At 71.8% G+C, this 23,804-nt stretch carries 24 protein-coding genes; 11 read left to right on the top strand and 13 right to left on the bottom strand.

Going from position 1 to position 23,804, the window contains the following annotated elements:
• Nucleotides 1-42: 42 nt before the first annotated feature.
• Nucleotides 43-456 (bottom strand): PPOX class F420-dependent oxidoreductase, encoded by a 414-nt coding sequence (locus AB0K03_RS07735; RefSeq protein ID WP_364681866.1) that lies wholly within the window; start codon nucleotides 454-456, stop codon nucleotides 43-45.
• Between the two features lie 90 nt (nucleotides 457-546).
• On the opposite strand from AB0K03_RS07735, the gene AB0K03_RS07730 reads away from it, so the two are divergent.
• The 3 genes from AB0K03_RS07730 to AB0K03_RS07720 all read left to right on the top strand — a co-directional run bounded on the left by AB0K03_RS07730 (nucleotide 547) and on the right by AB0K03_RS07720 (nucleotide 3,762).
• Nucleotides 547-1,116 carry a GNAT family N-acetyltransferase gene (locus AB0K03_RS07730; RefSeq protein ID WP_364682445.1) on the top strand — a complete coding sequence of 190 codons (570 nt, stop codon included), beginning with the start codon at nucleotides 547-549 and terminating at the stop codon, nucleotides 1,114-1,116.
• A gap of 118 nt (nucleotides 1,117-1,234) precedes the next feature.
• Entirely contained in the window at nucleotides 1,235-2,128 is an 894-nt protein-coding gene (locus AB0K03_RS07725; protein ID WP_364681864.1) for an ABC transporter ATP-binding protein, read from the top strand.
• On the top strand, nucleotides 2,125-3,762 hold the full coding sequence (locus tag AB0K03_RS07720) for a hypothetical protein (RefSeq protein ID WP_364681862.1): 1,638 nt from the start codon (nucleotides 2,125-2,127) through the stop codon (nucleotides 3,760-3,762). Before AB0K03_RS07725 ends, AB0K03_RS07720 begins: the two co-directional genes overlap by 4 nt.
• Before the next feature lie 51 nt (nucleotides 3,763-3,813).
• Here the strand turns inward: AB0K03_RS07720 and AB0K03_RS07715 are convergent, their stop codons facing one another.
• The 4 genes from AB0K03_RS07715 to AB0K03_RS07700 form a co-directional block, all read right to left on the bottom strand.
• Nucleotides 3,814-5,568: a DUF1996 domain-containing protein gene (locus tag AB0K03_RS07715; protein WP_364681860.1), complete on the bottom strand. Its 1,755-nt coding sequence runs from the start codon at nucleotides 5,566-5,568 to the stop codon at nucleotides 3,814-3,816.
• 201 nt (nucleotides 5,569-5,769) lie between these two features.
• Nucleotides 5,770-6,918 (bottom strand): hypothetical protein, encoded by a 1,149-nt coding sequence (locus AB0K03_RS07710; protein WP_364681858.1) that lies wholly within the window; start codon nucleotides 6,916-6,918, stop codon nucleotides 5,770-5,772.
• Between the two features lie 109 nt (nucleotides 6,919-7,027).
• Nucleotides 7,028-7,660 carry an STAS domain-containing protein gene (locus AB0K03_RS07705; RefSeq protein ID WP_364681857.1) on the bottom strand — a complete coding sequence of 211 codons (633 nt, stop codon included), beginning with the start codon at nucleotides 7,658-7,660 and terminating at the stop codon, nucleotides 7,028-7,030.
• A 5-nt stretch (nucleotides 7,661-7,665) separates the two neighbouring features.
• Nucleotides 7,666-7,962, bottom strand: coding sequence for a GlsB/YeaQ/YmgE family stress response membrane protein (locus AB0K03_RS07700; RefSeq protein WP_364681855.1), 297 nt, complete (start codon nucleotides 7,960-7,962; stop codon nucleotides 7,666-7,668).
• Nucleotides 7,963-8,176: 214 nt separating this feature from the next.
• Between AB0K03_RS07700 and AB0K03_RS07695 the strand changes: the two genes are divergently transcribed.
• The 4 genes from AB0K03_RS07695 to AB0K03_RS07680 all read left to right on the top strand — a co-directional run bounded on the left by AB0K03_RS07695 (nucleotide 8,177) and on the right by AB0K03_RS07680 (nucleotide 12,755).
• The gene (locus AB0K03_RS07695; RefSeq protein ID WP_364681853.1) at nucleotides 8,177-9,517 is read left to right on the top strand and encodes a HAMP domain-containing sensor histidine kinase; all 1,341 of its coding nucleotides are present in this window, start codon (nucleotides 8,177-8,179) and stop codon (nucleotides 9,515-9,517) included.
• On the top strand, nucleotides 9,514-10,089 hold the full coding sequence (locus tag AB0K03_RS07690) for a GerMN domain-containing protein (RefSeq protein WP_364681851.1): 576 nt from the start codon (nucleotides 9,514-9,516) through the stop codon (nucleotides 10,087-10,089). Before AB0K03_RS07695 ends, AB0K03_RS07690 begins: the two co-directional genes overlap by 4 nt.
• A gap of 167 nt (nucleotides 10,090-10,256) precedes the next feature.
• Nucleotides 10,257-11,519: a Na+/H+ antiporter NhaA gene (nhaA, locus tag AB0K03_RS07685; RefSeq protein WP_364682443.1), complete on the top strand. Its 1,263-nt coding sequence runs from the start codon at nucleotides 10,257-10,259 to the stop codon at nucleotides 11,517-11,519.
• A 21-nt stretch (nucleotides 11,520-11,540) separates the two neighbouring features.
• Nucleotides 11,541-12,755 carry a cation:proton antiporter gene (locus tag AB0K03_RS07680; RefSeq protein ID WP_364681849.1) on the top strand — a complete coding sequence of 405 codons (1,215 nt, stop codon included), beginning with the start codon at nucleotides 11,541-11,543 and terminating at the stop codon, nucleotides 12,753-12,755.
• An 84-nt stretch (nucleotides 12,756-12,839) separates the two neighbouring features.
• On the opposite strand, the gene AB0K03_RS07675 is transcribed toward AB0K03_RS07680, so the two are convergent.
• Nucleotides 12,840-13,088: a hypothetical protein gene (locus tag AB0K03_RS07675; protein ID WP_364681847.1), complete on the bottom strand. Its 249-nt coding sequence runs from the start codon at nucleotides 13,086-13,088 to the stop codon at nucleotides 12,840-12,842.
• 378 nt (nucleotides 13,089-13,466) lie between these two features.
• Nucleotides 13,467-13,628 (bottom strand): hypothetical protein, encoded by a 162-nt coding sequence (locus AB0K03_RS07670; RefSeq protein ID WP_364681845.1) that lies wholly within the window; start codon nucleotides 13,626-13,628, stop codon nucleotides 13,467-13,469.
• A gap of 197 nt (nucleotides 13,629-13,825) precedes the next feature.
• Between AB0K03_RS07670 and AB0K03_RS07665 the strand changes: the two genes are divergently transcribed.
• Together AB0K03_RS07665 and AB0K03_RS07660 are read left to right on the top strand one after the other, a co-directional pair.
• Complete coding sequence (locus tag AB0K03_RS07665; RefSeq protein ID WP_364681843.1) at nucleotides 13,826-14,233, top strand: BON domain-containing protein; 408 nt, start codon at nucleotides 13,826-13,828, stop codon at nucleotides 14,231-14,233.
• 87 nt (nucleotides 14,234-14,320) lie between these two features.
• Nucleotides 14,321-14,863, top strand: a complete 543-nt coding sequence (locus tag AB0K03_RS07660) for a general stress protein (protein ID WP_364681841.1) — start codon at nucleotides 14,321-14,323, stop codon at nucleotides 14,861-14,863.
• A gap of 80 nt (nucleotides 14,864-14,943) precedes the next feature.
• Here AB0K03_RS07660 and AB0K03_RS07655 read toward each other — a convergent pair whose 3' ends face one another.
• From AB0K03_RS07655 to AB0K03_RS07640, 4 genes are all read right to left on the bottom strand, one after another.
• Entirely contained in the window at nucleotides 14,944-15,324 is a 381-nt protein-coding gene (locus AB0K03_RS07655; RefSeq protein ID WP_364681840.1) for a hypothetical protein, read from the bottom strand.
• Between the two features lie 126 nt (nucleotides 15,325-15,450).
• Nucleotides 15,451-15,990, bottom strand: a complete 540-nt coding sequence (locus AB0K03_RS07650) for a YetF domain-containing protein (RefSeq protein WP_364681838.1) — start codon at nucleotides 15,988-15,990, stop codon at nucleotides 15,451-15,453.
• Nucleotides 15,991-16,039: 49 nt separating this feature from the next.
• Complete coding sequence (locus tag AB0K03_RS07645; protein WP_364681836.1) at nucleotides 16,040-17,185, bottom strand: AI-2E family transporter; 1,146 nt, start codon at nucleotides 17,183-17,185, stop codon at nucleotides 16,040-16,042.
• A gap of 128 nt (nucleotides 17,186-17,313) precedes the next feature.
• Nucleotides 17,314-18,990: an ANTAR domain-containing protein gene (locus AB0K03_RS07640; protein ID WP_364681834.1), complete on the bottom strand. Its 1,677-nt coding sequence runs from the start codon at nucleotides 18,988-18,990 to the stop codon at nucleotides 17,314-17,316.
• Nucleotides 18,991-19,200: 210 nt separating this feature from the next.
• Between AB0K03_RS07640 and AB0K03_RS07635 the strand changes: the two genes are divergently transcribed.
• The gene (locus AB0K03_RS07635) at nucleotides 19,201-19,566 is read left to right on the top strand and encodes a hypothetical protein (protein WP_364681832.1); all 366 of its coding nucleotides are present in this window, start codon (nucleotides 19,201-19,203) and stop codon (nucleotides 19,564-19,566) included.
• A gap of 31 nt (nucleotides 19,567-19,597) precedes the next feature.
• Here AB0K03_RS07635 and AB0K03_RS07630 read toward each other — a convergent pair whose 3' ends face one another.
• Nucleotides 19,598-20,020, bottom strand: a complete 423-nt coding sequence (locus tag AB0K03_RS07630; protein ID WP_364681830.1) for a PRC-barrel domain-containing protein — start codon at nucleotides 20,018-20,020, stop codon at nucleotides 19,598-19,600.
• Nucleotides 20,021-20,349: 329 nt separating this feature from the next.
• On the opposite strand from AB0K03_RS07630, the gene AB0K03_RS07625 reads away from it, so the two are divergent.
• Nucleotides 20,350-21,975, top strand: coding sequence for a sigma-70 family RNA polymerase sigma factor (locus tag AB0K03_RS07625; RefSeq protein ID WP_364681829.1), 1,626 nt, complete (start codon nucleotides 20,350-20,352; stop codon nucleotides 21,973-21,975).
• On the opposite strand, the gene AB0K03_RS07620 is transcribed toward AB0K03_RS07625, so the two are convergent.
• On the bottom strand, nucleotides 21,911-23,686 hold the full coding sequence (locus AB0K03_RS07620) for a protein kinase domain-containing protein (protein ID WP_364681827.1): 1,776 nt from the start codon (nucleotides 23,684-23,686) through the stop codon (nucleotides 21,911-21,913). The genes AB0K03_RS07625 and AB0K03_RS07620 overlap by 65 nt on opposite strands.
• Nucleotides 23,687-23,804 lie beyond the last annotated feature (118 nt).

The raw sequence follows: 23,804 nt of genomic DNA, 5'->3' as shown, positions 1-23,804 counted from the left end.
GGTTCCGGTGGCCGGAGGCGGCCGCCGGTTCCGGGCCGGCGGTCAGCCTTCGCTGGCGACCACCGAGCCGTTCTTGACGGCGACGAACTTCTCCGGGCGGATCGTCATGATGATGCGGACGTCGGCGTCGGGGATCGGATAAACCATGTCGTAGCGCTCCTGCAGGGAGCGGTAGAACGACGCCTGCTCGTCGTCGTCCGTGACGTCCTCGACCACGCCGCGGATCTCCAGGAAACGGTACGGGTCCTGCGGATCGGCGATCGACAGCGCCACCCGTGGCTCGTTCGCCAGATTGCGGAACTTCTGCCGGGTCTTGGTGTGGGTCATGCGGATCCGCTCGCCGTCCCAGGCGAACCACATGACGCTCGACTGCGGCGACCCGTCCGGCCGGACCGTGGCGAGGTGGGCGAAGGTCGGCTTGTCGAGGAGGTCGGCGTGACTCTGCGGTGGTTTCACCCCTCCACCCTTCCACGCCCCGCCCGACGTCGTCGGCGTCTTGCCGGGCAAGGCGGCGGGCTTCGGGCGTACGGTTCGCTCGTGGACGCGATGCCTGTGCCTGACAGCCCCGCGGGAGCCGAGCGATCCGTCAGCGATGTCCGGATCGAGCTGCACACCGGTTCCCGCGACGATCTGCGGCCGTTGTTCGAGCTGGCCGAGGACTCCGCTGCCCAGCTCGACTCCTATCTGCACGAAGGCCGGGTCCTGGTGGCGCTGGCGGGCGACGAGGTGATCGGTCACCTCCAGCTGGTCGGCAGCGACCGTCCCGGCGTGCTCGAGATCAAGAACATGGCGGTGCGGGAGAGCCGTCAAGGGCGAGGGACCGGTCGCCTGCTGGTGCGGGCGGCGATCGCTCTGGCCGGGTCCGAAGGGCGTGCGACCGTGCGGGTCGCCACGGCGGCTGCCGATGTGGGCAATCTGCGCTTCTATCAGCGGCAGGGCTTTCGCATGCGTGCGGTCGACCGGGACGCGTTCACCCCGGCGACCGGCTACCCGGAGCCGATCGTCATAGCCGGCATCCCTCTGCGCGACCGCGTGTGGCTGGACTACGACCTCGGTACGAGTACCGGCCGTGGCGCATCGGGGGCTGACCGGCCGGCTCCCGATGGCTCCGGGTAGGAAGGGCGCGGCGACGGCTTCCCGACCGGGGCGGACGCGGGTACGGTGAGCGTCAGGTGTGCCGGGAAGTCTGGTCGGCGGTCATTGATCGACGCCGACCGGAAGGACTTCCCCCGCGATGACCGATCTTGCGCTGTGCGCTGTCGACCTGACGAAACGGTACGGCCGCCTCACCGCCCTCGACACGTTGAACCTGGACGTCCCGGCGGGCGAGGTGTTCGGATTCCTCGGCCCCAACGGCGCGGGCAAGTCCACCACCATCCGTCTGTTCCTCGGCCTCGCCCGGCCCACCGCCGGGCGCGCCGAGGTGTTCGGCATTGGCGCCGCCGATGTGGGCCACGCGCATCGGCAGCTGGCGTACGTGCCGGCTGATGTGGCGTTGTGGCCGAACCTGACCGGCGCCGAGATCCTGCATCTGCAGGCGCGGACCGGGCCGGGCATCGATGTGGCCTATCGCGATGACCTCGTCGAACGGTTCGCCCTCGATCCGTCGAAGCCGGCGCGGACGTATTCGACGGGCAACCGGCAGAAGGTGGCGCTGATCGCCGCGTTCGCCACCCGGGCCCGGCTCCTGGTGCTGGACGAGCCGACCAGCGGGCTGGATCCGCTGATGGAGCGCGAGTTCCGTACGGCCGTCCGGCATGCCCGCGACCGAGGCCAGACGGTTTTCCTGAGTTCGCATCAGCTCGCCGAGGTGGAGGCCGTGTGCGACCGGGTGGGCATCCTGCGGGCCGGCCGGCTCGCGGAGGTGTCGACGATCGGCGAGCTGCGGGCTCTGCACCGGTCCGAGGTCACGATCTCCTACACCGGGGCGGCACCCGACTTGAGCTCGATCCCGGGCGTCGAGGCGGTGCAGCCGGCCGGTGATCGCCGGTTGCGGTTCACCCTGGCCGGGGAGCCCGGCCCCGCGCTGCGGGCACTGGCCGCGGCGGAGGTCGCCGCCCTGACCGTGCGGGAACCGAGCCTGGAGGAGATCTTCCTCGACTACTACGGGACGGAGGAGGTCCGATGAGTGTCGGCGCGCTCGCTGCCGCACCGCAGACGGAGCTCCTGCCCGATCCGGCTCCCGGGCGGGCCGTCACGTGGCTGGCGATCCGGCAGATCCGGCGCGGCGGCCTGATCGTCGCCGGTCTCGGTGGCGGGATGACCGCGCTGGTCGTCGCCACCTATGCACAGGTCATGGCGGACCCCGCGGCGGCCGGCGGTCTGCAGGCGCTGGCCGGGAACCCCGCGATCCGTACGCTGTTCGGCGCCCCGGTCGGCCTCGACACCGCCGGCGGGTTCACGGTGTGGCGGGTCGGCACCGTCATGGCCGTCCTGCTGGGAGTCTGGTCGATCCTGGCGGTCACCCGGATCACCCGCGGCGAGGAGGACGCCGGACGGTGGGATCTGCTGCTGTCCGGGCGCCCTGCCATGCGTACCGTCCTGATCAGGCACATGGCCGCCGTGATGACGGTTGCGGCCGCCACGGGGGCCGCCATCGCGGCCGCCCTGCTGGCCGCCGGGACGGAACCGGCAGGTGCCCTGCTGCACGGCGCCGGCACCGGCCTGCTGGGCATGTTCTTCGTCGCGGTGGCCGGGTCGACCGCGCAGATCTTCCCCGCCCGGCCGGCGGCGACCGGCTCGGCCGTGGCGGTGCTGGCCGTCGGCCTGCTGGCCCGCATGATCGGCGACGGCGTCGCCGCCCTCGGCTGGCTGCATTGGCTCTCACCCTTCGGCCTGCTCGCGCTCAGCGGGCCGTACGTGCACAACCGGTTCCTGCCGCTCGTGCTGCTGGCCGCCGTCACCGGTCTGATCACCGTCGCGGCGCTGGTCGCGGCGGGCCGCCGTGACGTTCAGGGCGGCCTGATCCCGGCGGCAGCGGGGCGGCCGCCCCGGACGCGTCTGCTGGCGAGCGTGGAGACCTTCGCGATCCGGCGGACGTTGCGGCCGCTGACCGGCTGGATGCTCGGCGTCGGCGCCTACTACCTGCTGATCGGGCTGACGGCGGTGTCGATCACCGATTTCCTGAACGACAACCCGGCGCTGGCCGGTGAGGCCGCCCAGGCCGGCTTCGACGGCCTGGGCAGCATCGCCGGGTTCGCCGCGACGCTGTTCGCGATCCTCGCCCTGCCCGCCGGCGGCTTCACCGCGGTCCGGATGAGCGCGTTCACCGGCGCCGAGACCGACCGCCGGCTGACCCTGCTCGCGAGTCAGCCCGTCACCCGGCTCCGGTTGATCGCCGCCGAGACCGCCGTCACGGCGGCGGCCGCGGCGGTCCTGGTCACCGGCGCCGGCCTGCTCACCTGGGCCGGTGTCACGGCCGCGGGCGGTGAGTTCGGCGTGGCGGCGGCGCTGCGAGGCGTCTGGAACGTCCTGCCGATCGTGCTGCTCAGCCTCGGCGCCGCGGTGTTCGGGGTGGGCTGGGCGCCGCGCTGGACCGGGCTGATCGGCAGCCTCCCCGGCGTGGGCGGGTTCCTGCTGCTGGTCCTCGCCGAGAGCGTCGCCGCACCGGGCTGGGTGCACGACGTCTCGCCGTTCGCCCATCTGGCGCCGGTGCCGCTCACCGGCCCCGATCCGGCTGCCTCGGCGGCCATGCTGGCGGCGGCGGTCGTGCTGGCAGTTGCCGGTGTCGGCGGATATCGCCGTCGCGACCTACGGTCGTGAACGCCGCGGGCCGCGGGCCGATGCGGCCCGCGGCCGTGCGTTCACCGGCCCTCAGCAGACCCGCGCCTTGTTGATGCAAGTGGCGATGCGCTGCATCGTGCGCGCCGAGTTGACGTTCACGAAGTCGTCGTGGTCCGAGAACGGGTTGTGGTCCTCCTCGGGGAAGGAGTCCAGCGCGTACTGACCCTTGAGCTGGACATCGCGGGGGATGGCGTACGAGATGGTGATCCGCAGCTGGGGGATGGCCACGAAGCCCGCGGGGCACGCGCCGGTCGCCCGGTCGGCGAAGGCGACGTGGCTGCGGTGGTTCGCGCTGTCGGTGTTCTTGCCGTCCCAGCAGCCCGGGAAGTCGTGGACGCGTTGTACCTGCCGGCCGGCCGGGCAGATCGGGTACCGGTCGGCGAGCCGGTCGGCGAACCCGGAGCAGGTCCAGGCGGCGCGGGCGTTCGCCGGGCCCCGGCTGGTGGGTTTGGCGTCGCCGGTGAGCGCCCGCAGGAACTTCGGCATGGGTACGACCTTGCTGGTGGCGTTGCCGCGGTACTCGATCAGCACGGAGGCGGGCCGGACGATCCCGCCGGTGTTGTTGGGCAGCTCGAGGTTCGGACCTTGCGGATCGGGCAGGGGCGCGGCGGCGCTGGAGGAGGGCTGCGGGGTGACGGGCGCGCCGCTCTGCCCGCTGACGGTGCACGTGGCGAGGGCGCCCAGGTTCCGCGGCCGGTCGGTGTGGCGGCCGATGGCGGTGGCGATGCGGTCCAGCACGGCGACGCGGCGGGCGTTGAGCGGGCCGACGACGGCGTTGGCGACGAAGTCCGGGCCGCCCTGTCCGCGGGTGGTCACGAGGCGTTCGTCGGCCTCGGCGATCTGCCGGTCCAGCTCGGTCAGGTTCCGGTTCACCTCGTCCAGTGCCGGGGCGGGGACGCCCGGGAGCTTGTCGCGTACGGTCGGGCACTGCACCTGGGGTGAGGCGACCAGGCGGCCCTTGAGCTCGGCGGCGGTGTGCCGCATCGCGGCGTGCATGCCGTCGTAGCTCACGTCGCACTCGACGAGCGAGACGAGCCCGGAGCTGCGGCCGCCGCCGGCCGCGGCGATGCTGTCGCTGATGCCTTTGATGAGGCGGACCCGTTCGGTCCGCAGCGAGGTCAGCAGCGCGTCGTTGGCGCGGGCGTCGATGCGTCCGCGGTTGCTCGCCATGCGGGCGTTCGCCCGGGCCGTCGCCTCGTCGAGGCTGCGCAGCCGCGCCAGGACGGCGTCGCGCGCGCCGGCCGGCACGGCGGGGAGCCGGTTGCGCACACCCGGGCACGTCACCGTCGGCGTGGTCGCGGCCAGCGCCCGGCGGGTGTCCGTGCCCGACCGCACCGATCGGTCGATGCGGACCACGGGCCAGAAGTACGACGACTTGTCGCCGTTCCTGCACGTGGTGCCGGAGGCGTCGAGGTCGGCGTCCGACGAGTTCGCGGTGATGGCGAGGTTGCCCACGAAGTCGTGCACGTGCTCGGCGCCGTTCTTGATGCCCGGCTGCGCCACCGGGTTGTCCGGGCTGAACTTGCCGTTGGCGTTGGTGCCGCAGTCCACCACGAAGCGGCCACGCGAGCCGTTCGCCTGGACCCGGGGAACCGTGACGTTCGGCCGTACGGTCTCGATCGCGGCGTATTGCTGGAGCTCGGTGGCCGCGTCGGCGGTGCCCTTGCCGCCGGCGGACACGAAGGTGACGGTGAGGGCGCCGGTCGCGGCCAGCACGGCGGCGGCGACGCCGATCCGGGCGTGGCGTGATCGCAACAGCGCTCGTCGTGGGGTGGGGGTTCGCACGCTGGTCCTCCTGGGGTCGAGGCGTCGACGGCCCGGCTCGGCCGTCGGGCAGCGGTACGGCGGCCCGCCCGCCGGCGGACGTGCGATCCGGCAAGCGTCAGAAGACGGTAAGGATTGACTGACATGATCGGGTTGACCGCCGCTGACCCGCTCGGGCGGTGGGGTGACCCATCGCCCGAGCGGCGGCGCACAGACCTCGGCTCAGAAGGACACGAAGCGTTTGCTCGGGCTGCCGGCCACGACGGTGAAGTCACCGCCCGCGCTGAGCCGCCCGAGCGCCGGGTCGGCGGCCATGGCGCGTACGCCCACCACGCCGTTCGCCTGCGGCGCCCAGCCGGTCAACGTCCCGTCCGACTTCACAGCGGCGAACTTGACGCGGGGGAGGGATCCGTCGGTGCACACCCCTTGAGCCGCGTTCCGTGCGGTGGTGCAGGCGTTGTCGAAGTGCCCGCCGACGTAGGTGACACCGTCCAGCCGGGTGATCGCCTGGACGTCGCCGTCGAACACGCGGCTCCACTTGGTCACGCCCTTGGGGGTGTAGCGGACGGCGCGTCCGCCCTGGCCGCCGTGCGCCGCGTAGACGCCGGTGGAGTCCGCGGTGAGGGCGTACACGGCCGAGACGGCTGCGGGACGGAAGCCGGTGAGCAGGGCGCCGGTGGAGGTGTCGACGGCGGCCAGGCGCAGGGCCGACCGTACGTCGTTCACCTTGTGGAAACGGCCGCCGACATAAAGGCGGCTGCCCGTGACGGCGAGGGCGTAGACGGTGTCGTCGGTTCTGGCGGCCCCATTCTTCAGCGTTCCCGCCGGCAATGCGAATGTCGCCAGATTGCCCCGGGCTTTGCCGTCGATCGCGGTGATCCGGCCGCCGGCGAACAGGCGTCCGCCGGTGGAGCTCAGCGCGTTGACCTGCCCCGAGACACTGTGCCGGAAGGCGGTCACGGATCCCGACGCGGCGTTGATGCCCGCGAGGGAATCCCGCTTCTTTCCGGAGATCCCGGAGAAGTCTCCGCCGGCGTACACCACGCCACCGGACACCGTGAGGGCCCGCACGGTGCCGTCGGCGGACGGCGCCCAGGGCAGCAGCGCACCGCTGCGTGCGTCCACAGCGGCGAGCCGCTGCCGGGTCACCTTCTTCCCGCCGACGAGCGCCGCGGTGAAGGAGCCGCCCACGAAGACGGTGTTGCCGCTGTAGGCGACGGCGTACACCGACCCGTTGAAGGACGGCATCGCGCGGGGTCTTTCGCCGACCGTCGCCGCGGCGGCGACATCGGCGGCGCCGATGACAGTTCCGAGGGCCCCGGCGCAGAGCAGCGCCGTCCGAGCCAGAATTGTTGTCGAGAAGAATGGCATGACCGACTCTAGGCACTTCGGGGAACTTGGCCGCGCCTGTTACGGCCCACCATTTCGGCCGGAAATGAGAAGCCGAAAAAGCGACCCCGGAAAGGTGGTCACAAGACTGTCATGTTTTCGTGCGCGATTGGACAACCGCGGCGGCGGAAACGATGTCGGACGGGCGGCCGGTCCGGTCCGGAGCCATCGCGTTCACCGCGGACGGCAGGTCGGGGAACGTGCGGAACACACCGTCCAGCCGCATGGTGTGCAGCACCGTACGCACGAACCGCGACGGCGCGACGAGGTCGAACGTCGCGCCGTGCTGCCGGGCCTCCTGCCTCGCGCGCACGAGCAGGCCCAGCGCTGCCGGGTCGATGAAGCGGACGGCGTGCAGATCGACGACCACGTGCCGGTGCCCGGAGGCCGCGCGCATCAGGTCCTCGCGCAGCCGGTCGGCGAGGCCGGCGTCGAGGTCGGCCATGGGCGTGATGGCCGCGACATCGACGTCGTCGTCGGTACGGATCTGGTACGACGCGCTGTGGTAAGCGGGCCGCTCCCCACCGGTCGCCTGCTGCTGCGGGCCGGATTCCTCGCTGCACGGCGGGCATCGGTGCGGCCCGGTCGCGAACGCCGATCCGGTCCAGCCGAGCGCGGTGACGACCGGCCACACCAGGTCACCGTCCCGGGTGGCGTCGACGGCGCTGTCCTCGCCGCGGCACAGGTCGCAGATGAGCAGCGCCGTGCCGTCCCCGGTGGGCACGACCGTCATCGCGGCCGGCCGGCGCCGGGGTACCGGGAGTCCTGCGGCCGGTCCGCCGTGATCGCGACCAGGACCACCCCGGTGGCGGCGAAGATCACCTGGAGCAGCACCTCCGTGGCGGTCACGCCGTCCGTACCGATGCCGGCGAACCTGCCCACGACGGTGCCGGACATCGCGGCGCCGATCGCGACGGCGAGCGGCAGCCAGAAGGGGACGTCGCGCCGCGTCGGCACGATCCATCGGGCGCTGAGGCCGAGGACCAGCCCGATCACGAGGGCGGTCACCAGGCTGCTGGTGGTCATGGGCGTCGTCCTCCGATGCCGCGGCTGCTTCGGTTGCTTATCGAGCCTGCCCACCGGGTTCGGCGGAAAGCGCCCGGCCTTATGACAGTCGGATGACAAACCTGCGGTGGAGGGCACGGCACGTGTGGCCCCCCGGCGTACCGAGGCATCATGCGCGTATGGGTTCCGCACTGCCGGTCGAGGGCGAGACCGATCCGAGCGCCGCGTCCAGACGATGAGAATCGGGCTTCGGACGCGGGTCAGCGCCGCCTTCGCAGTCGGCGCGCTCCTGCTGTCGGCTTGCATCTCGATGGTCTCGTACGAGCTGGCCCGCAGCACACTGATCCACGAACGCGAGCGGACCGCCGTACGCGCGACGTACTTCGACGCCACCGTCGTGGATGCGGGCCTGCCCGGCGGCCGCACCGCCGACGTGGGCGAGGTGCTGCGCTCGCTGGACCCCGGCGCGGACCGGTACGTCTTGCTGCATCGTGACGGCCAGTGGTACTCGCGCAGCGCCGACTCCACCGCCGGTGCGGCCGTTCCCGCGGCGCTGCAGGAGATGACGGGGGACGGCGAAGCGGGGTTGCAGCGCGTCCACGACGAGGGACAGGTCGCTCTGGTCGTCGGGATCCCCCTGTCGTCGGGTGAGTTCTACGAGGTGGTGGCGCTCACAGAGCTGGAACGAACGCTGCAACTGCTCGCGCTCGTGCTCACCGCGGTGGCGATCATGGTGGCGGCCGCCGGCGCCGCGGTCGGCTGGTACGTCACCCGGCACGCGCTGCGTCCCCTGACCGCCGTGGCGGCCGCCGCCCGCGACATCGCCGACGGCGACCTCGACACCCGTCTCGACCCGGACACCGAGCCGGATCTCGCGCAATTGTCGACCTCCTTCAATCACATGGCGGACCAGCTCTCCCGGCGCCTGCAGCGCGACCGCCGGTTCGCGGCGGATGTCAGCCACGAACTGCGATCCCCGCTGCAGACCCTCTCCGCCGCCGCGAGTGTCGTCGACCGGCGCCGTGACGGCCTCGACCCGAAGGCGGCCGCGGCGATCGGCCTCATCACCGACGAGGTGAGCCGCTTCCAGGTCCTCGTCGACGATCTGCTCGAACTGGCCCGCAGCGACCAGCCGGCCGACCGTGAACCCACCGACATGCGACAGCTCGTCGCACGCGTCTGCCAGGGCCGCGGTCTGTCCCCGGAACTGCTGGAGGTGGCCCCCGGAACGCCGGACGAGTGGCCGGTGGACCGGCGCCGGGTCGAGCAGGCGCTCGGCAACCTTCTGGACAACGCGGTGCGGTACGGCGGGGGACCGGTGGCGGTGCGGCTGGGCCGGGCCGGGGACCGCTATCTGGTCGAGGTCGACGATGCGGGGCCCGGCGTGGCGGAGGAGGACCGTACGGTGATCTTCGATCGGTTCGTTCGCGGGCCGGCGGCGAACGCCCGGGGCGGCAGCGACGGAACGGGTCTGGGCCTGTCCATCGTGGCGCAGCACGCCGCCGCCCACGGTGGCACCGTCAGCGTCGGCGACCGCCCCGCCGGCGGCGCCCGATTCCGGATGGAGTTGCCATGACGACCCGAGCCGGCCGGCTTGTCGCCGCACTGCTCAGCTGCCTCCTCGGCGCCGCCTGCGGTCTGCCTGCCGAGGACGAGCCGCGCAAGGCCGAGCTCCCGAGGCGGCCGCTGACGAGCCCGGCGGCCACGACCGCCGGCACGGAGCCGCCGGGCGAGGTCGTGGAGGTGCTCTGCCTCGTCCGGGACGGCCGCATCGTGCAGGCGGTCCGCCGGGTGAGCGCGCCGCCCACCGTGCAGCGTCAGCTCGAGACCCTGGCGGCCGGCCCCACGGAGGCCGAGCGCGCCAACGGCCTCACGACGGCTCTGGCTGCGACGACGTTACGGGTCGACGTGCCGGCCGGAAGTACGGAGGCGCAGGTGGAGGTCGCCGAGACGGACGAGAGCAACGCGCGCAGCGACGAGACCCTGGCCTACGGGCAGATCGTCTGCACCCTGACGTCCCGGGCGGATGTCAACTCGGTGGTCTTCACGCGTGGCGGCGACGTCCTGCAGGTGCCGCGCGCCGACGGTTCCCTGTCCCGCGGGCCGCTGGGCGCCGGTGACTACGCGGATCTCATCGCTCCGGCCTGACCCCGCCGCGGTGGACGCGCTCGACCGGTCCGAGCGGCCCTCCGTCTCGGGATGACGGCTCCGGTAGGGTTGAACGCGGTGCGCCGGGAAGTCTGGTCGGCATGAGCTGAACCGACCCCGGAGATGGAGCACTCGTGTCCCAGAAGTCCCCTCCCGTCCATCCGGTCCTGGGCCGCGGATCGTGGGCCGAGGCCAGCCGGATCGCCGACGTCCTGCGCAAGGAGACGATCGGCGGTGCGCTGCTGCTGGTCGGCGCGCTGATCGCGCTCCTGTGGGCGAACTCGCCCTGGTCGGACCGGTACGAGGACATGTTGGCGTTCACCGTCGGCCCTTCGTCTCTTCACCTGGACCTGTCGCTGGCGAAGTGGGCCGCCGACGGGCTGCTCGCGATCTTCTTCTTCGTCGCCGGGCTGGAGCTCAAACGTGAGTTCGTGGCCGGGGACCTGCGTGATGTCCGTCGTGCGGCGGTGCCGGTGGCTGCGGCCGTCGGTGGTGTGATCGTCCCCGCGCTGGTGTATGTGTCCTTCAATCTCGGCGGAGCGCTGAAGGGCTGGGCCGTTCCCACGGCGACGGACATCGCCTTCGCGCTGGCCGTGCTGGCGGTGATCGGCCGATGGCTGCCGTCGGCGTTGCGGACGTTTCTGCTGACGCTGGCCGTGGTCGACGATCTGCTGGCGATTCTCATCATCGCGGTGTTCTATACCGCGGATCTGTCGGTGCTGCCGCTGCTGGGAGCGCTCGTACCGTTGGGCTTGTTCGCCGTTCTGGTGCAGCGCCGGGTGCGGTCCTGGTGGCTGCTGTTGCCGTTGGCCTTCGTGACGTGGGCTCTGGTGCACGCGTCCGGGGTGCACGCGACCGTCGCGGGTGTCCTGCTGGCTTTCGCCGTACCCGTGATCCGCAGTCCCGGGGCCGGTGGCCCGGAGGCCGGGCCGGGGCTGGCCGAGCACTTCGAGCACCGATTCCGTCCGATCTCGGCCGGCATCGCGGTTCCGATCTTCGCGCTGATGTCCGCCGGCGTGACGATCGGCGGGTTCGGCGGCCTGGCGTCGGCGCTGAGCGACCCTGTGGCGATCGGCATCGTCGCCGGCCTGGTGATCGGCAAACCGGTCGGCATCACCCTCGCCACCTGGCTGACGGCGCGGTTCACCCGCGCGAAGATCGACTCGGGTCTGGCGTGGATCGACGTGGTGGGATTGGCGACGCTGGCCGGGATCGGCTTCACGGTCTCGCTGCTCATCGGCGAGCTGGCCTTCGGCATCGGCACCGAGCGCGACGATCACGTCAAGGTCGCCGTGCTGACCGGCTCGCTGGCTGCCGCCCTGCTGGCGGCGGTCGTCCTGCGCCTGCGCAACCGTGTCTACCGGCGTATCCACGAGGTCGAGCAGATCGACCGTGACAACGACAGCATTCCCGACGTCTACCAGGGCTGAGCCCCGTACCAGGAGATTTCTGTGCTTCTTCTGACCTTCGCGGTCGTGTTGCTGCTGGCCGTGCTGGTGTCGGCGCTGGCGAAGCGGACGATCCTGTCCACCGCGGTGCTGTTCCTGGTCGCCGGCTTCCTGGTGGGGCCGGACACGACCGGGATCGTGGACGTGCACGCCGATGCACCGATCGTGGGCACCCTGGCGGAGCTGGCGCTGTTCGCGGTGCTGTTCACCGACGGCATGCGGGTGGGGTGGGCGGATCTGCGCAGCGCCTGGAAGCTGCCCGGGCGGGCGCTCGGCTGGGGTCTGCCGCTGACGCTGGTGGTGACCGCGGTCGCCGCGCACTACGTGGCCGGGTTGGGGTGGGCGGAGTCGCTGCTGATCGGGGCGATCCTGGCGCCGACCGACCCGGTGTTCGCCTCGGCGCTGGTGGGCAACGACAAGGTGCCGGCGCGGTTGCGGCACCTGCTCAACGTGGAGTCGGGAGTCAACGACGGCTTGGCGCTGCCCTTCGTCATCGTCTTCCTGGCGGTCGCGGCGGGCTCGGAGGATCTGCATCTGGGCGAGCTGGCGGTGGAGGTGTCGCTCGGGATCGTCGTCGGTGTCGTCATCCCCGTTGCGGCGATCCTGTTGGAACGCACTCGTTTCTTCGCTGCGTCGACGGCGTACGAGCCGTTGAACGGGTTGGCGATCGGTCTGCTGGTGCTCGGCGTCTCGCAGGCGACGCATGCGAACCTGTTCCTCGCGGCGTTCTCGGCCGGCATCACGGTGGCGACGTTCGGGCCTCGGCAGCGGGCCGCGTTCGAGCACTTCGGTGAGAACATCGCCGAGCTGTTCAAGCTGGCGGCGTTGCTGGTGTTCGGGGCGTTGATCTCGCTGGAGTTCCTCGGGGAGATCTCCTGGGTGGGGTGGGTGTTCGCGTTCCTGGCGATCTTCGTCGCGCGTCCCGTGGCGTTGTGGGTGTCGTTCCTGGGGTCGGGGCTGGACCTGCGTGAGCAGGCCGCGGCGATGTGGTTCGGGCCGAAGGGTTTCGCCTCGGTCGTGTACGGCTTGCTGGTGCTGGAGTCGGGGATCACGGCGGCGGACGAGATCTTCCATCTGGTGGCGCTGACGATCGTGCTCTCGATCGTGCTGCACTCGTCGACGGACGTCGTGGTGGCCCGCGGCTTCGACGACGAGACCGATACCCCGGCGTGGCACGGCGTGCTGCGCCGCCGGATCGCCGCGGTCCGCGGTCGATGAAGCCGCGTCGTGTGCACCCGGCGAGGCCGCGACTGCGTGCCGGTGACGTGGCAATGGAGACAACCACGGTGCACAGCGGAACGGTCAGGCCCGGGACGAGACGTCGGCGGCCACCAGGACCTTCCGGTTGTCATAGGCCCGGTACGTCGCGGCCGTGGCCAGCTCGAGCCGGGCGGCGAAGCGGCCGTAGTCGAACCGGTCGAGCACCCCGTACACCGTCACCAGCTCGTGCGGCTGCAGATCGGTCCGGGCGTCCGAGAGCACCAGCAGGCCCTGGTCCGGCAGGTCGGTGTCGGCGACCACGAACGACTGCGGTGTCATGACCTCGGTCACGGCAGCTGTGATGATCAGACGTCCTCCCACGCTGGTGGCCTCAATGGTGTTGCGCAGCGCCGTGCGTTTCGGCTCCGGCGCCGGTTCGTCACGGCCGTGTCCGGGCGTGCAGGACGCCGTCAGGACGACGACAAGGACGAGTACGAGTCGCCATGTGAACCTCGTGCGCCACGTGGCGTGTGCATTGCTCGATGGGAGCACCATGATCACCTCGCCGATCCAGTGGGGGTCCCTCTGCGGCGTCGGATCCTTCGACGGTAGTGAGGAGCCGACGCGGTTCCCCGGCGGTCCGATGACGGTTGCGTGACAGGTTCGCGGTCACAGCGGTTGCCGGGATCCACCCGGTCGGTGGCCCGCCGCCGTACGACCGGCCGGGCGTCACGGCCCCCGGCGAGTGCGGGGAGCGGCCAGGGCACCGATGACGACAGCCACGACGAGCAGCGCCGCGCCCACGAGGACCAGGATCCCCACGGAGAACAGCGATCCCGCGGCTGCCACGAGGACGCCCGCGACGGCGAGCGTCAGGAGGAGGATACGCATGACCATGACGGCCTCCGGTCAGGGTTCTGATGGATCGGGGTACCCGGCCGACGCCGGTTCTCACCGGTGCATCCTGTACCTCGGCGCCGGGCCGGCGGACCCTGTCCAGGGCCGTCTCGAGGTCGTCGAAGGTCCGAAGGGGCCATGTCGCGCCTCCCTGATCCGGGGGCCCGCAGGGTAGTCACGCGATTGTCATCGTGCCGCGTGGCACCCGCCATACCGCCCGGGCAACGTGGCGGATGACGGGAAACGGACGGCGGGAGCTGGCCATGTATTACTGGTGGTACACCGATTGGTACAACGGCCCGATGTACGCGCCGCGGCCGGCAAGGGGCGACGATCGCGCCTCGGCGCGCCGGCGCGCCGGTACGTCCATGTCCGACCGTGACGAACGCATCCTGCGGGCGGTGGCCGATGCCCTGTTCGACGACCCGGAGGTGACCGGGGGCCACATCGACCTGAACGTGCAGAACGGTGTGGTGATCATCGACGGTGATGCCGACTCCGAGCCGACCCGATCGGCGGTCGTGGCGGCCGTGTGGCGGATCGAAGGCGTGACCGACGTGTGCAACGCCCTGACTGTCAGGAAGAGACGCCGCCGTTGATCGTGCGCCGCCGCTGAACGGCGCGATGCGACGGAGATCTCTGCCTTTGCGCCGAAGCCCGGCGGACGCTCACGATTGGGAGCAGTCATGAAAATCTTCTCATCCGCATCTCCAAGCGCAGCCCCTGCGCAGCGCGCACCTTCGTCCGCCGGTGCCGGTGACGTGCGCGTCGGCCTGGCGCAGCGGGTCATCGCCGTACACGGCGACCATGCAGCCGCCGAGGCGACAGTGCGCCTGCTCGACGAGGCCGGGTTCCCGGTCCACCGGGCGGCGATCGTCGGGCGCGGCCTGACGACGATGGAGTCCGCCAACGGCTGGATGTCCAGCTCCGAAGTCGCGGGCCGCGGGGCTCTGTCCGGGGTGGCGGTCGGAGCCCTCACCGGGTGGATCCTCGCGATCGTGGACCTGGTCGACCCGACCGTGTCCTCCGCATGGCTGGTCGTCAACGCCGCGATCCTGGGTGCCGTGCTCGGCGCGGCGATCGGTCTGATCGGCTATGCCGCGACCCGTGGCCGCCGTTCCATCACGACCGAGCCGAAGCTCGTCGCCACCCACTACGACGTCCAGGTCGATGCGGAGCTGGCAGACCGGGCGGTGCGGCTTCTGGAGTCGGAGCGGCCCGCGACATAGGCCGGCGGCCACGATGCCCACGCGGGCGAAGCGGCGCTGTGGTCGAAACAGCGGCAGCGTCAGCGGTGTTCGATGCCCCCTCACTTCGAGGGGGAGGGATCGGTCCCCGGGCCGCCCCCGGTGGCCACCAGGAATTCTTCTGCGTCGAAGTCTTCGTACGAGTCCGCGCTGCCGAGGTCGTAGTCGTTGAAGTAGGCGCCGTACGCGAACTTGCCTACCACGCCGGTCACGGTGACTTCCTCGCCGCGCTCTGCCTCGATGCCAGGTGCGGAAAGGACGAGCAGCGAGTCGTCGCCGTACTCCTCGCCGGTCAGCACGAACGACCGATCCGTGATCACCTTGCTCACCTCGGCGGTCACGGTGACGGCCAACCACTCCGTCGCCACGGGTTCCGCGCCGCGCTGCTGCCCGCTGGCCCCGGAGGCAACCTCGTCGCGGTAGCACTGCGGAAGAGTCTTCACCGGACGGGCGAAGACATCCGCTGCCGGCGGCTGCCCGGCCGCGTGGATCCGCTGTTCACCAGGCTCGGGGCCCGGGCGGCTCGCCGGGCCCGGCGCCTCTGCCGGCGGTACTGCTCGGGCCCCCCATCAGGGGCGGACATGGCGGGCCGCGAGGTGCTCGCTGCCGCGCACATCGCTGAGCAGCTCCGGAGCGATCGTCTCGCCGCGCCGGAGCACGCTCACGGAGCCGGTTCGTTCGAGGATGACGGCGGTGACCTCGTCGTACCGGTGAATCCCCGACAGCCGCAGCTGCTGCCGGAGCTCATCCTCCACCATGTGCGTCATCCGGAGGTGGTCGTGCAGCACCTCGCCATCTGCCATGAGCAGTATGGGTTGATTGGTGAGGGCGGAGGCGACACCGCGGTTTCGCCGGAGGACCCCGAAAAGACCCTGCAGGAGCAGAAGGGTGACCATGCCCAGCAGCCCGGCGGCCAGCGTCGGGGTGTAGCCCAGCACGGCCCGGCCCATGACGGCGCCGAATGCGACGGTGGCCGCCAGGTCGAAGCTCGACATGGTGGCGAACGCCCGCTGCCCGACGATGCGCAACATGATCAGAAATGCCACGTACAAGCCGATGGCCGACCCGACCACCGTCACGGCGTCCCACCATCCCAAACCCCACCGCACTGACGTCTCCCTCCGCGATGTCGCGCTCGTACCGCGTCCGGTCCTGGTACTACACCCGACCTCGCGAGGCAGCCTGGCCGGCGTGCGCCTGCGTCACCCGGTGTTCAGGGCTCGGGGCCGTCTCGCTCTCGCCGGGACGGTCGCCCGCCGGGGCATGCTCGTCGTCCGGGCCCCGCGCGTCCGTGTCGTGCGGGGGTTCTTCCTCGAGGCGGTCGCTTCGGTAGCCGAGCGTCGCGTGATAGACCACCGCGCATATCGGGACGGCGATCAAGGCTCCCGCCACGCCCGCGGCCAGCGTGCCGGCGGTGACAGCCAGCAGTGTCACCACGGGATGCAGCCGGATGGCGCGGCGCATCACCAGCGGCTGCAGGAGGTTGCCCTCCAGCTGCTGGACGATCACGACCGCGGCGATCACGATGAGGGCGTCCCGGGGGCCGTTGGTGACCAGGGTGACCAGCGCCGCCGCCGCACCGGCCACGGTCGCGCCGACGATGGGTACGAACGCCGAGACGAACGTGAGCACCGCCAGCGACAGGGCCAGCGGCACCTTCAGGACGAACAGAGCGGCTCCGATGCCGATGGCGTCCACCGCCGCGACGGCTGCCGTCCCGTGGGTGTACGCGCTGAGGGTGTGCCATCCCGACCGTCCGGCCCGGTCCACCCGTTCCGCCCGCGGTGACCGGATGAGCCGCACCAGCCAGCACCACATCTGCTCGCCGTCGCGCAGGAAGAAGAACAACAGGAAAACCGCCAGCAACGCCGACGCCAGGAACTCCGCCGCACTTGTGGCACCCGCGACCGGGCTGGGCAGCGCGCGCCGGGCCGCGTCCGCCGCAGCGGCGGTGATCTCGTCCAAGCGGCGGTCGTCGATGCCGGGGAGGGTGTCCAGGGCACTCTGCCGGAGGCGGTCGAGACCCTCGACCACCTGGGCGCGCAAGTCGTCGAGCTCCGACGTGGCGCGCCTTCCGATCAGGTACGAGACCCCGGCGAGCAATGCCAGGAGTCCGATGACACCGGACAGGGCGGCGACGGTTGCCGGCAGCCCCCAGCGTTTGAACCGCTCGGTGAGCGGACCGATGAGGGCTGCGAGCAGGAGCGCCGCGATGATCGCCATCGTCATCGGCGCCAGCCGCAGCAGCACCCGGACGAGCAGGTACGCGGCCGCGGCGAGCACGAGGACGGCGGCGACAGTCACAGCGGCCCGGACGACCGGCCTCGACCGTTCGGATGCGTCTGTCCGCGGCGGCATGATCCCCCTCCGGCAGCGCCTCCACGAACCGAGTCCGCGGAGATCGTGTGCGCGTCAGCCGCCTCGAATACCCGTTATGACGAATCCGAAGCGGGCTCTGCGGGGTCTTCGCCCGCGGGGGCGCCGTCGGGGAGGGGGCTGATGCGGTGCAGCCCGGCGTGCACGGCGACCACCCGTCCGTCGCCGTCGATCACCGGGTCGGCGAGGATGCGGATCGAGGACACCGCACCGCCGCGGTGCAGCGGCAGCGTCAGGTCGAACGGTTCTCCCGAGCGGATCAGACGCTGGATCGCGGCGGTCAGGGAGGGGGCCTCCTGCGGGGCGACGTAGCGGGGGAGCGCGGAGAGCTTGACCGGGCCCCGGGCCGGATCACGGTGCAGGATCTGATAGGCCTGCGCAGACCAGGTGGTCTCTGCGGTGACGAGATCCCATTCCGACCACCCGGCGTCTGCCGCCCGCTGCAGCCGTTCGAGATGTGCCGCGGTGCGTTGTTCGTCGTCGTGGTAACGCCAGTGCACGAGCAGGCCGTCGCCGAATCGGGTGGCTCGAGTGCTGACCACCACCGGCAGTCTTCCGTGGCTGGTCACGACCGAGGTGGCGGTGGGTGACAGCCGGAACGGCTCGCCGGTCCGCAGAGCGTGCACATATCCCTCGAAGATTCCGTTGGTCGCCGCGTACGGGTGCAGGTCGAGCATCCGCCGGCCGCAGATCTGCTCGGCGGTCCGCCCGGCGGCGTCCACCGCCTCCGGGCTGCACCGGTCGAACCGGAAGTCGACGATCCGGCCGTCGCGGTCGCGCACCGGCGCCAGCAGGGCGGAGGACCCCGGGAGGGTTTCCAGCACCGCCTCCACCCAATGCGCAGCCGGTGAGACGATCGGGACGACGTCACCCTCGCGCAGAAGCTGGGAGAGCCGGCGTCCGCACGCTTCCGCGATCGCGGCTACGTAAGCGCGGAGGCCCGGCTCGGGTGTGTTGCCCTCGGCCCAGACGATCGAAGCCACGCCGAAGGCGCGGCCGCCGTCCCGCAGGGGCAGGCAGGCCCGCAGATCACCGTCGCCCAGAAGGTCGTAGCCGAGCTCTGCGGCCCGTTTGCGGTCGATCCAGAGGGGGCGTCCGTCGCCCACGGCGCGAAGGAAGGCGACGTTCAGGTTGCTCGGAACCCGTTGCCAGGCGCTCGCGAGGGACTTCGGCAATCCGTACGTGCTGACGAGGCGGACGGCGCCGTCCGGCTCGAGGACGCCGAACAGCACCGCCGTCACGCCGAGCTGGCGTAGACCCTCGGACCACGCCACCTCCGCCAGGCCCGTGGGGTCTTCCGAGGACGCCAGCGTGGCGCAGGTCAGGTGGTAGCGGGCGGTGATCTCCTCCGGTAGCAGGGACACGACCGGCGCCGCTTCCACAGGCTCCGGCGCACCGGGGGCGGGATGGCTGACGTACCGATCCGGGAGGAAGGGCTCGTCGGCGTCGGAGGGCCCTGCGGGCTCCGGTATCGGCGCGGCGATGCCGAGCAGACCCGCGGCCACCTCGGCCACCCTCATGTTGCTGCGTTGCGAGATCTCGGAGAGGTGGCTGAACGCCTCCTCCGGCGTGCAGCCCAGCCGGCCCACGAGCAGGCCCTTCGCCTGCTCGATGACGGCTCGGCCGCGTTGGGCGCGGCGCAGGCCGTCCACCTCTGCCTGCAGACGCTGCACGGACGCGGCCAGCCGGGCGACTTCGCCGCCGCTGGTGCCACTCCGTGCCCGGCTACGCAATGACCCTCCAGTGCCGTATGTCCGTGAAAGACCTTGTCGAGCTCTGCGTGCGGATACCGACGAAGCGTACCTTCGGCGGCCGCGAGGTGCTGGCCACACGATCGTCCTCGGAACGCGGGCCCGTATCTCGGTTTCGCGCGACGGAAACGGGAAGGACGTGTCGTGCCCGGCCAGTCCGGGCCTCGCCCCACTCCACGACGGGGGACGACCATGTCATCAGTACGCCTGGTATCCATCGCCTTAGTGGCCGGCGCCGTCGGAGAACGCGACCTGATCGGACGGACGGTCACGGTCTCCGGCAAGGTCACAGAGGTTCTCACGCCCACGTCGTTCGTCATGGCCGCCGACGATTTCGGTGATCTGCCGCTGCTCGTGCTGAGCCGGGGCAGGCCCGGGCCGGCGAAAGGTCAGACCGTGACGGTCGATGCGAACGTGCAGAAATTCTCCTTCGACTTATATCGGGAGCAGTACGACCTGACGGACCGGCAGGCGTATGCGCCGTTCGAGGAGGAGAAGATCCTCGTGATGCTTCCCAGGCAAGCCGTCGGTACCTCTTCGAAGGCGCCGACGTCGTGACCCGGGCCTGACCGGCAGTGCCTTACTGTGCTCAGCCGCGCCGGCGGGGAAGGCCGGGGTAGAGGTAGCCGGTTCCCCAGTACGGCATGTACCCGTAGTAGCCGTACAGCTGGTCGAAGTATTCGTTGCCCTGCACGAGGTCGGGGTCGTAGCGCGGCGCGCCGGCCACCCGATCCCGGGACTCCCCGACGAAGACGGTCTCGTCGGCGATGTCGGTGATCGCGTCGACCGGGACGAACGACGGGGTCGCGCCGAAGCCCAGGATGCCGCCGTGCTCGACGCGCAGGAAGCGAACCTTCCCCTCGTCCTCGTCGATCAGCAGGTCCTCCACCCTGCCCAGCTCTTCACCACCCGGATCGGACACCTTCCGGCCGCGGATGTCGTCGGCCGGGTCGGCCAGGACCCGGTCGCTGTCGCTGAGCTTGACCAGCGAGGTGGCGGATTGCGGTGCCATCGGTCTCTCCCTTCTGCCGTGGGGTACGACCGCCCCGGGTTCCCACACTCCGCCTGTCCCTGACGCGGGGTCCACACGAACCCATGACAGGTTCATGACGAAGAAGGGTTCCGGGTTTCTGCCGGTGCGGGCCGGTTATCCGTGATCCCGAAGCTCCTCGCCGCCGGTGTCAAGCCCCGGCACCCGGGCCGTCCACCGGCCCACTTCGGCGGCCTTTGAGCGCTGAGCGACCGCGCTGCCGGTGCGCCCCGCTCCCGACGGTCCGGCCGGCGGACCGCGCCGGCGCCCGCTCCGCCACTGACATCCGTGTGATCTTCCAGGGAGAGACCATGTCCTCGCTTGCCGTGCCCGTCGCTACGGACGCCGTTGCCGGCGACCGCGCCACCGTGGAGGCCATCAGGTCGATGCGCGAAGCGGGGTGCCACGCCGCCGACCGTCGGCGGCTGCGCGAATCGGTGATCCGTCGCGAGCTGCCGCTGGCGCGGCACCTGGCCCGCGGCTACGCCGACCGGGGCGAGCCGGTCGAGGACCTCATGCAGGTGGCGGCGCTCGCCCTGGTCAAGGCCGTGGACGGCTTCGACCCCGACCGGGGTACGAGTTTCGTGGGGTACGCGTACCCCACGATCCTGGGCGAGCTCAAGCGGCACTTCCGGGACCGGTCCTGGAGCGTGCACATGCCCCGGCAGATGCAGGAGCGCTGCCTCGAGGTGACCCGTACCCGTGCCGAGCTCGTGCAGCGGCTGCACCGTGCGCCGACCACCGCCGAGATCGCCGGAGTCCTCGGGATGCCGGAATCCGACGTTCGCGCGGCGGCCGCGGGCACGTCCGCCTACCGCGCCGACTCCTTGAACCGGCCGGTCGGCTCGGCGGACGACCCGTGTGAGCGCCAGGATCTGCTCGGCGGTCCGGACCGGAACTTCGACATCCTGTACGACCGGGTCACGCTGCAACCCGCGCTGGAGGAACTGCCGGAGCGGGCCAGGTACGCCGTCCGCCGGTACTTCTTCGACAACCGTACGCAGGACGAGATCGCCGCTGAGCTGAACACGTCCCAGATGAGCGTCTCGCGGCTGCTCGCCCAGGCCCTGGCACATCTGAGGTCGTGTCTGGAACCGTCGGCGCCGGCGCGCAAGGAGAACGGCGACGGCGTGCGGATCTACACGTACGAGGCACGCCAGCGGTGCCTGGTCGCCACGGTCAGCGCGCCGGACGCCGTCGCGCCGCTCGGCGAACTGCGGGACGCGCTCGTCCAGATCTTGGTCAACCGCCGTCCGCGTACGCTCGTGGTGGACATGCGGCGGCTGCCACAAGCCAGCCCGGCCATCGCCCGGGCGCTGCTGGACACCTACCGGGCGGCCGGGCACACCGGTGCACGCGTGTGCGTGGTCAACGTCGCCGCGGATTTGCTCGCGCTGCTGCGCCGTACCGGTGTCGCGAGGCTTCTGCCCTGCCGGGGTGTACCTCCGGTGCCGGGCGCAGCTGTCTCCGGTACGCCCGCAAGGGGCGTTCCGCAGGGTTCGGTACCGGCCGCTGTGCCGCCGCGGCATCGAGTCGAAGCACCACGTCAGCGGCCGGCGGCCCCCGCGCTGTCGTGCCGGGGCCGGGCTGCGCGACGGCGGCCCCGTCGGCGGGCGGCCGACCACGCGTTGCGGGCCACGTCCGGCCAGCGCCGGGAGCCTGTGCGCTCGTCGCGGGTGCCCGTTGCGCCGGTCGGGGAGGCTGCCGGCCGCGCCCAGCCGGCGCAGCATCGATCACCTCACCCCACCACACCCGCGAGACCGGTGTCCGGTCGCAGCCGGCCGCCGCCGTCCCGGACTCGAACCGCGGCCCGGCGACGCTCCCCGGGACGCCCGCGGACGGTCGGGGAACCGGTTGCCGAGCCTGCGGGATTCAGTCTCGCCTGCCGTCCTCGGACGGTGTGGCGGACTGCGGTGGGTCGCTCGTGGTTCCACTGATCCGGGTGGAAGGGGTCGCGGTGGCCGAGGTGGAGGGGCCGGCCGGCGGACCGCTGGTCGCGGGCGTGCCGGATTCCGGTACGGAGGTTCGGGTGGGCCGGCTCGGCACCTCGCTGCCGGTCGGCCCGCTGCCGGTCGGCCCGCTGCCGGTCGGCGAGCGGGACGGTTCCGGTGCGGGCGCGGTCGGCGCCGGTGCGCTCAGCGAGGGACGCGTGGTGGCTGACGGGGCGGATCGACTCGTGGAGCGTGCCGGTTGACCTGAGCGGGCGGTGTGCGGCCGGACGGCGTCCGTGGTGCGGGACTCGCGTCGGGGGCGTGTGGGCTGAGCAGGAACAGTGGCCGCCGCCGAGCCGATCCGGGTGATGCTGCGGCCGCACTCCTCGCCGTCGATCGCGAAGCCCGCGGGGCCCTGATCGGTTGCCCGGCCGACGTCTCCCGCAACCGACACGGTCGCCGTGGCGCCGGGCGCCAGCGAGGGCATTCCCGCGATCCTGACGCGGCCGTGCCGCTGCTCCCAGTCGCCGGCCGTGACATCGGTGACCTGTTGGCCGTCGGGGACGTCGAACTGGAGCGTCCAGTCGCGCAGCGTCCGGGCACCGGTGTTGGTCATGGCGAGGCGAGCGGTGAACGAGCCGTCGCCGTCGCGCCGGCTGAGGTACTCGGCGGCGCAGGCCCCGGCCCTCTCCTGCGGCTCCTCGGCGGGAACCTCCGCCTGGGCCACATCCCGGGGTGAGCCCGATCCGGGTAGCTGGACGGCGAGCAGCCCGGCCGCCGCCGCCGAGGCGGTGACCGCCACTACCGCCCGCCGGGTGAACGCGCGGGTTCGGTGCGGCCGGGTCGGTGCGACGGCCTCCGGGACACCGGACGTGTCCGGTACGCCCCGTCGCACCGCCGGCCGTCGCCCCGGGGCACGGTCGAGCACAGCGGCAGCCTCGGCCGCGGACGGCCGGTCTGCGGGGACGGCGGCCAGGCAGCGACGGTAGAGCTGGACGACGCCGGCCGGGAGGTGCGAGGAACGCGGCAGCTCCGGCACGGGATTGCGGCGGCGCCGGGCGAGAATGTCGTCGACGCCGCCCAGCTGCCACGGCGGACTGCCGGCAAGGCATTCGAACAACAGCAGGCCGAGGGCGTACACATCGCCGGCCGGCAGCGCGTCGCCGCGCCGGAGTTGTTCGGGTGGCAGGTAGGCCGGCGTGCCCCAGATGCGGCCCGCCGGGTCGGCCGGCTGCTGCCCGGCGGCGGTGGCGACGCCGAAGTCGACCACCTTGGCGCCGGTCGGCGCCAGCATGACGTTTCCCGGCTTCACGTCACGGTGCACCACACCGGCGCCGTGCGCCGCGTCGAGAGCGCCCGCGACCTGGGCGCACAGTCTCACGGCCGTGCGCCAGTCCAGCGGCCCGTCCTGCCCGATCCGCGCCGCCAGGGTGGGCCCGGCGACGAACTCCATGACGATGAACGGGTGCCGTCCGTCGTCGTCGGAGGCTTCGCCGTAGTCGTACACGGCCGCGATGTGCGGGTGGGAGAGCTGCGCCGCCGACTGAGCCTCCCGGCGGATGGCCTCCGGCGGCACACCGTCGGCGATCACGGCCGGGGACAGCATCTTGACGGCCACCGTCCGGCGCAGGACGAGATCGTCGGCCCGCCAGACCTGTGCCATGCCACCCCTGCCGATCGGCCTGGTCAGCCGGTAGCGGCCTGCCAGGATCCGCAACGAGATCACCTCCTGTCCGGCTCGGCGGTACGCGGTGCCCGTACCCGGACGCCGTATGCGGAAACGGCGGTCGTGTGCGGCGGTGTGCAACGGGGTAGCCGCAGTTCCACGAGCAGCG

This window comes from Actinoplanes sp. NPDC049316, assembly GCF_040677315.1.
GTDB lineage: Bacteria > Actinomycetota > Actinomycetes > Mycobacteriales > Micromonosporaceae > Actinoplanes.
Note: the sequence above shows the minus strand (reverse complement) of the source record. Positions and strands in the feature narration are given on the sequence as shown.